The following is an 8,037-nucleotide window of genomic DNA, read 5'->3' as shown; positions in this document are numbered from 1 at the left end:
ACTGGCGCCGTTGCAGGAGGGCATTCTCTACCACCACCTCAGCTCGCCCGAGCACGACCCCTATGTGCTGCAATCGCGCATGGCCTTCGCCAGCCATGAGTGCTTGCAGGCGTTCGCCGCCGCGCTGCAAACCGCCATCGACCGCCATGACGTGCTGCGCACCGCGGTGCTCTGGGAGGGCCTGGCGCAGCCGCTGCAGGTAGTCTGGCGCCAGGCAGCGCTGCAGGTGGCGCCGCTCGCCGGACAAAACCTGCAACGCATGGAGCTGAGCCAGGCACCGCTGATTCGCTTGCTGCACCAGGAGGTGGGCGGGCGTATCGAAGCCTTGTTGCAGTTCCACCATATCGTCCTCGACCACACCGCCCTGGAGATCGTCGGCGCCGAATTGCTCGGTTATCTGCGCGGCGCTGCTGCACCGGCGCAACCGCCGGTGCCGTACCGCAACTACGTGGCCCAGGCGCGCCTGGGCGTCAGCCAGGCCGAGCACGAGGCGTTCTTCCGCGCGCAACTGGGTGATATCGACGAACCGACCCTGCCGTTCGGCCTGAGCGACGTGCAAGGCGACGGCCAGGCCATCGAAGAGGCCCAACTGTGGCTGGACGACGCCTTGGCCTTGCGCCTGCGCCAGCAGGCCCGGCAGCGCGGCATCAGCGTCGCCAGCCTGTTCCACCTGGCCTACGGGCGCCTGCTGGCGGCCGTCAGCGGCCGTGACAGCGTGGTGTTCGGCACTGTGCTGCTGGGCCGCCTGGAGGGCGGCGAGGGTGCCGAACGGGCCCTGGGCATGTTCATCAACACCTTGCCACTGCGCCTGGACCTGGCCGGCGTCAGCCTGGGCGATGCGCTCCAGGCCACCCAGCAGCGGCTCAGCGCGCTGCTGGCCCACGAGCACGCCTCGTTGGCCCTGGCCCAGCGTTGCAGTGGCGTGCCGGCCCCGGCACCGTTGTTCAGCGCCATGCTCAACTACCGCCACGGCCAGGTGGCCGACGAGGCGCGGCGCCTGGACTGGCAAGGTATCGAGTTCCTCGACGGCCAGGAACGCAGCAACTACCCGCTGAGCCTGAGCGTCGATGACATGGGCGAGCGCCTGCGCCTGGTCGCCATGGCCCCGGCCACGGTGGGTGCGATGCGGGTGTGCGAGCAACTGCAGCAGGTGCTGCAGGCGCTGGCCGACGGGCTGGACAGCCAGCCTGGGCAGGCGCTGCTGGCGCTGCCGGTGCTGCTCGCCAGCGAGCGTGAGTACCTGCTGCAAGGCTGCAATGCCACGGCGCGGCCCCATGACCTTGGGCAACCGATCCAGCGGCTGTTCGAGCAGCAGGCCGCGCGTACCCCGGATACCATTGCCGTGCAGGCCGCGGGGCAGTCACTGAGCTACTCCCAGTTGAACGCCCAGGCCAACCAGTTGGCCCACCACCTGATCGAACTGGGAGTAGGCCCCGACGCGCGGGTGGCGATCTGCGTCGAGCGTGGCTTGCCGCTGGTGGTCGGTTTACTGGCCATTCTCAAGGCTGGCGGCGCCTATGTGCCGCTCGACCCGGACTACCCGGCCGCACGGGTGCGGCACATGCTCGACGACAGCCAACCCCGCGCCGTGCTCGTGCAGGGCGCCACCCGCGCGTTGCCGGGTGAACCGGCAGTGCCGCTGGTCGACCTCGACCAGCCGGGCTGGAGTGACCAGCCCAAGGACAATCCGCAGGTCCCTGGCCTGACCGCCAGCCACCTAGCCTATGTGATCTACACCTCCGGCTCCACCGGCGTGCCCAAGGGCGTGATGGTCGAGCACCGCAACCTGGTCAACCTGGTGCACTGGAGCCAGCGGCAGTTTCCGGCCGGTGGCGCGATGCTGCACAAGACCCCAGTGAGCTTCGACGCCTCGGTGTGGGAGCTGTTCTGGCCGCTGTGCAGCGGCCTGCGCCTGGTGCTGGCGCGCCCGGATGGCCAGCGCGACCCTCGATACCTGGTCGAGCTGATCGAGCGTCAGCAGGTCGGCGTGGTGCAGTTCGTGCCGGCCTTGCTCCAGCAGTTCCTCGATCTGCCCGATAGTGCCCGCTGCGCCAGCCTCAGCGATATCGTCTGCGGCGGTGGCGAGCTGACCGAAGCGCTAGTGCGCCAGGTGCGCGAACGCCTGCCGCAGGTGCGCCTGCACAACGTCTACGGCCCCACCGAGACCACCGTGGATTGCAGCATCCACACGCTGCACCCCGACGACCCAGTGCCCCAGGGCGCGCTGCCGATTGGCCGGCCGATCGACAACACCCGCCTGTATGTGCTCGATGCCCACGACCAGCCCGTGCCTTGGGGCGTGGCCGGTCAGTTGCACATCGGCGCCGCCGGTGTGGCGCGTGGTTATCTTGGCTTGCCACAGCAGCAGGCCGAGCGTTTCATCGCCAGCCCGTTCAACCCCGATGAGCGCCTGTACCGCAGTGGCGACCGGGTATGCCAGCTGGCCGACGGCACCTTGCAGTTCCTTGGCCGTATCGACCACCAGGTCAAGCTACGCGGCCTGCGTATCGAGCCTGGCGAGATCGAAGCCTGCCTGAACCGGGTGCCCGGTGTCGGCGAGGCGCTGGTGCTGGTGCACGAGCACCCGCACAGCGGCCCGCGGCTGGTCGCCTACCACACAGGTCAAGCGCAGGCCGCCGACAGCCTGCGCGCGGCGCTGCTGCTGCACCTGCCGGAGTACATGGTGCCGGCGCTGTTCGTCCACCTGGCCGCCATGCCGCTGACCCCCAACGGCAAGCCCGACCGCAAAGCCCTGCCAGTACCTGACGTGCAGCCGAGCGAATACCAGGCGCCCGAGGGCGAGACCGAAACCTTGCTGGCGGATATCTGGGCGCAGTTGCTGGGCGTCGAGCGGGTCGGGCGTCACGACAACTTCTTCGCCCTCGGTGGCCACTCGCTGCTGGCAGTCAGCCTCACCGCGCGCCTGCGCCAGGCCGGGTTGCAGGTGGATGTACGCACCTTGTTCAGCCAGCCGAGCGTCGCGGCCCTGGCGGCGACCCTTGGCCAAGGCCACGAGGTGCCGGTGCCGGCCAACCTGATCCCGGCGGGCTGTGGCCGCATCACCCCCGAATTGCTGCCGCTGATCGAGCTGGACCAGGCAGTCATCGAGCAGATCGTCGCCTGCGTGCCGGGCGGCGCGGCCAACGTGCAGGATATCTATCCGCTGGCGCCGTTGCAGGAGGGCATCCTCTACCTGCACCTGAGCAGCGCCGCCGCCGACCCCTATGCCTTGCGTGCGCACCTGCGCTTCGACAGCCCCGCGCGCCTGAGCGCATTCGCCCAGGCTCTGGAGCAGGTCATCGCCCGCCACGACATCTTGCGCACCGCGGTGCTCTGGGAAGGCCTGGCGCAGCCGGTGCAAGTGGTCTGGCGCCAGGCACCGCTGCAGGTGCTGCCACTGGAGGAGCGCCAACTGGCGCGCCTGGACCTGGCCCAGGCGCCGCTGATCCGCCTGTTGCATCGCCCCGAGGCGGGTAGTACGCGAGTCGAGGCGGTGTTGCAGTTCCACCATATCGTCCTCGACCACGTCGCCATGCAGGCCGTGCAGGCCGAGATGCGTGGCTACCTGCTGGGGCAGGACCTGCCGTTGCCGCCTTCGGTGCCATATCGCAACTACGTGGTGCAGGCGCGCCAGGGCGTCAGCGAGGCGCAGCACGAGGCGTTCTTCCGCGCGCAACTGGGCGATATTGACGAGCCGAGCCTGCCGTTCGGCCTGCGCGAGGTGCAGGGCGATGGCCTGGCCATCGAGGTGGCCGAGGTCGAGTTCGTCGGCCAGCGCTACCAGCGCCTGCGCGAACAGGCGCGCCAGCTTGGGGTGAGCAGCGCCAGCCTGCTGCACCTGGCCTGGGCACGCCTTCTGGCGGCCGCCTGCGGCAAGGACCGAGTGGTGTTCGGTAGCGTGCTGCTGGGTCGCCTGCAGGGCGGCGAGGGCAGCGAGCGGGCACTGGGGATGTTCATCAATACCTTGCCGTTGCGCGTCGACCTGGCCGGCGTCAGCGTGCGCGAGGGCGTGCAGGCGCTACAGCGCGACCTGTCGGCGCTGCTGGTGCATGAGCACGCCTCGCTGGCCCTGGCTCAGCGTTGCAGCCAGGTGGCCGCGCCGTTGCCGTTGTTCAGCGCCATGCTCAACTACCGCCAAAGCAGTCGGGCGAGCGCGCAGGCTGACGCCTGGCAAGGCATCGAGACCCTGGGCAGCGAAGGGCATAGCAACTACCCGCTGGCCCTGGATGTCGATGACTTCGGCGACAGCCTGCGCCTGGGCGTGAGGGTGACGCCACAGGTCGGCGCGCAGCGCGTCTGCGAGCAGTTGCTGCACGTGCTCGACGGCCTGTTGCAGGCCTTGGCACACCAGCCCGACAGCGCCTTGACCGAGGTGCCGGTGCTGGCGCCGGCCGAGCGCCGCCAGGTGCTGCAAGGCTTCAACGACACGGCGCGGGCTTACCACCTGGAGCAAACGCTGCATGGCTTGATCGAGGCCCAGGTGCGGCGCACGCCGGACGCGCTGGCGGTCACGGCCGAGGAGGGTGTGCTCAGCTATCGCCAACTCGATGAACAGGCCAATCGCCTGGCCCACCACTTGATCGGGCTGGGGGTCGAACCCGACGATCGGGTGGCGATCTGCGTCGAGCGCGGTTTGTCGATGGTGGTCGGCCTGCTGGCCATCCTCAAGGCCGGCGGCGCTTATGTACCGGTCGATCCTGAGTACCCGGCCGAGCGCATTCGCCATATGCTCAGCGACAGCGCGCCGGTGGCGGTGCTGGTGCAGGCGGCCACCGGCACGGTGGCCGAGGGCGCACGCCTGGTCGATCTCGACCAGCCCACCTGGCTGGCGCAGCCGGCCACGGCGCCGCAGGTGGCCGGGCTGACCCCGCGCCACCTGGCCTATGTGATCTACACCTCCGGTTCCACCGGGCTGCCCAAGGGCGTGATGAACGAGCACGCCGGGGTGGTCAACCGCCTGTTGTGGATGCAGGACGCCTATCCGCTTGGCGCCGCTGACGTGGTCCTGCAGAAGACCCCGTTCAGCTTCGACGTGTCGGTGTGGGAGTTCCTCTGGCCGCTGCAAACCGGCGCCCGGCTGGTGATGGCCCGCCCCGGTGGGCACCGCGACCCCGAATACCTGCGCGAGGTGATCCGCGCCGAGCAGGTCACTACCTTGCACTTCGTGCCATCGATGCTGGATGTGTTCCTCGCCCATGGCCAACTGCAACCTGAACGCCTCAAGCGTGTGCTGTGCAGCGGCGAAGCCCTGCCCGGCAGCCTGGTGCGCAGGTTCCAGGCGCAGTTGCCGAGCGTCGAGCTGCACAACCTCTACGGCCCGACCGAAGCGGCGGTGGATGTCAGCGCCTGGCACTGCGTGACGGCGCCGGACAACACGCCGATCGGCAAGCCGATCGCCAACACCACCCTGTACGTGCTCGATACCCATGGCCAACCGGTGCCGCGCGGCGTGCCGGGTGAGCTGTACATCGGTGGCGTGCAGGTGGCCCGTGGCTACCTCAACCGCGCCGAACTGACCGCCGAGCGCTTCATCGACGACCCATTCGCCAGCCGTGCCGGCGCGCGCCTGTACCGCACCGGCGACCTGGCCCGGCACCTGGCCGATGGCAACCTCGAATACCTCGGGCGCAACGACGACCAGGTCAAGATCCGTGGCCTGCGCATCGAACTGGGCGAGATCCAGGCCTGCCTGACCCGTGTCGAGGGCATCAAGGAAGCCGTGGTGCTGGCCCGCGACCAGCGCCTGGTGGCCTACTACACCGGTGCCGCGCAAACTGTCGACACGCTGCGCGCCGCGCTGCTGGGCCAGTTGCCGGAGTTCATGGTACCTGCTTCGTTCACCCACCTGGACGCGCTGCCGCTGAGCCCCAACGGCAAGCTCGAGCGCAAGGCCCTGCCAGCGCCCGACGTGCCGCAACAGGCCTACGAGGCGCCGCAGGGCGAGGTCGAGACGCTGTTGGCGCAGTTGTGGAGCGAACTGCTGGGCGTGGCCCAGGTTGGCCGGCATGACAACTTCTTCGAGCTGGGCGGCCACTCGCTGCTGGCCGTGACCCTGACCGCGCGGCTGCGCAAGGCCGGCCTGCGCGCCGACGTGCGCGTGCTGTTCGGCCAGCCGACTCTGGCGGCGCTGGCCGCGGCGGTGGGCGGCGAGGCGACGACGCAGGTGCCGGCCAACCGCATCCCGGTGGGCTGCACGCGCATCACCCGCGACATGCTGCCGTTGGCGAGCCTGGAGCAGGCGGCGCTCGACAGCCTGGTGCAACGCATCCCCGGCGGCGCGGCCAATGTGCAGGACCTCTACGCCCTGGCGCCGCTGCAACAGGGCATCCTCTATCACCACCTGGCCAGCGCCGAGGTCGACCCCTATGTGCTGCAGATGGGCTTTGCCTTCGCCGGCCAGGCCGAGCTGGACGCCTTTGTCGCGGCGCTCAACCAGGTGATCGCGCGCCACGACATCCTGCGTACCAGCGTGCACTGGCAAGGGCTGGACGAGGCCGTGCAGGTGGTCTGGCGCAAGGCGTGCCTGGCCATCGAGCCGGCGCAGGAGGACGTGCGCCTGGACATGGGCCGCGCGCCGCTCATGCACCTGAGCAGCCGGGTGGAGCATGGCCGCTTGCAGGCGACCTTGCTGCTGCACCATATCCTGCTTGACCACGCCGCCCTGGAACTGCTGGTGGCCGAAGTCGCCGAGGTGCTGCTGGGCCGTGAGCCCCAGGGCGACAGCGTGCCGTACCGCAACTACGTGGCGCAGGCCCGCCTGCGCGACGATAGCCAGGCCCAGCAAGCGCTGTTCCGCGAGCTGCTCGGTGATATCGACGAGCCGACCCTGGTGTTCGGCTTGCGTGAGGCCCTGGGCGATGGCCGCCAGGTGCTGGATTACCGCCAGCGCCTGGACGACCACCTGGCCGCGCGCCTGCGAGAGCAGGCCCGGGCCTTGGGCGTCAGCGTCGCCAGCCTGGTCCACCAGGCCTGGGGCCAGGTGCTGGCGCAACTTTCCGGGCGTGCGGAGGTGGTGTTCGGCACCGTGCTGCTGGGTCGCCTGCAAGGCGGCGAAGGCGCCGAACGGGCCTTGGGCATGTTCATCAATACCTTGCCGCTGCGGGTCAGCGTCGGCTCGGCGAGTGTCGCCGATGGCGTGCGCCTGACCCACCAGCGCCTGGCGCGGCTGCTCGCCCATGAGCAGGCCTCGCTGGCCCTGGCCCAGCGCTGCAGCGGCGTGCCGGCGGCGCAGGCGCTGTTCACCAGCCTGCTGAACTACCGCCATAGCGCGGCGGGCAACGCCGAGCAGGCGCGGGCCTGGGACGGCATCGAGCTGCTGGCCGCCCACGAACGCAGCAACTACCCGCTGGTGGTCAGCGTCGACGACCTGGGCAATGGCTTCTTGCTGACTGTACAGGCGGTGCCCGAGGTGGATGGGGCGCAGGTTGGCCAGCTGTTGCAGGCCGCCCTGTCGGGCCTGGCCGAGGCGCTGGAAGCGGCACCGGCGACGCCATTGCAGGCCGTCGTCGCGCTGCCTGCGGCAGAGCGCGAGCGGGTGCTGCGGCAATTCAACGACAGCCGACGCGAATACCCGCACCAGGTGGCGCTGCACGGGCTGTTCGAAGCCCACGCCAAGGCCAGCCCCGAAGCGCTGGCGGTGGTCCATGGCACGCGGCGCTGGAGCTACCAGGCGCTGAACCAGCAGGCCAACCGCCTGGCAGGCCACTTGCTGGAAATGGGCGTGCAGGCCGGCGACCGGGTGGCATTGCTGCTGCCACGTTCGTTCGACCTGCTGGCGGCGCAATTGGCCGTGAGCAAGTGTGGCGCGGTGTTCGTGCCACTGGACGGCAACGCCCCGCTGGAGCGCCAGGCGTTCATGGTTGCCGACAGCCAGGCGCGATTGCTGTTGACCCACAGCGATCAACCGCAGGTGGAAGGTACACGCCGCATCGAATTGGACCGACTCGAGCTGGAGCGCTATGCCGGCGAGGACCTGGAACTGGCGGTGAACGCCGGCAGCACGGCCTACATCATGTACACCTCGGGCTCCACCGGCAC

Annotated in this window: 1 protein-coding gene; it reads left to right on the top strand. The window is 69.6% G+C overall.

Annotation, left to right across the window (positions count from 1 at the left end; genetic code table 11):
* A partial coding sequence (locus E3U47_RS24630) for a non-ribosomal peptide synthetase (RefSeq protein WP_134694176.1) occupies positions 1-8,037 on the top strand: 8,037 nt, incomplete at both ends.

Origin of the sequence: Pseudomonas sp. RIT623, assembly GCF_004519305.1 — a bacterium.
In the GTDB taxonomy this organism is placed as follows: domain Bacteria; phylum Pseudomonadota; class Gammaproteobacteria; order Pseudomonadales; family Pseudomonadaceae; genus Aquipseudomonas.
Note: the sequence above shows the minus strand (reverse complement) of the source record. Positions and strands in the feature narration are given on the sequence as shown.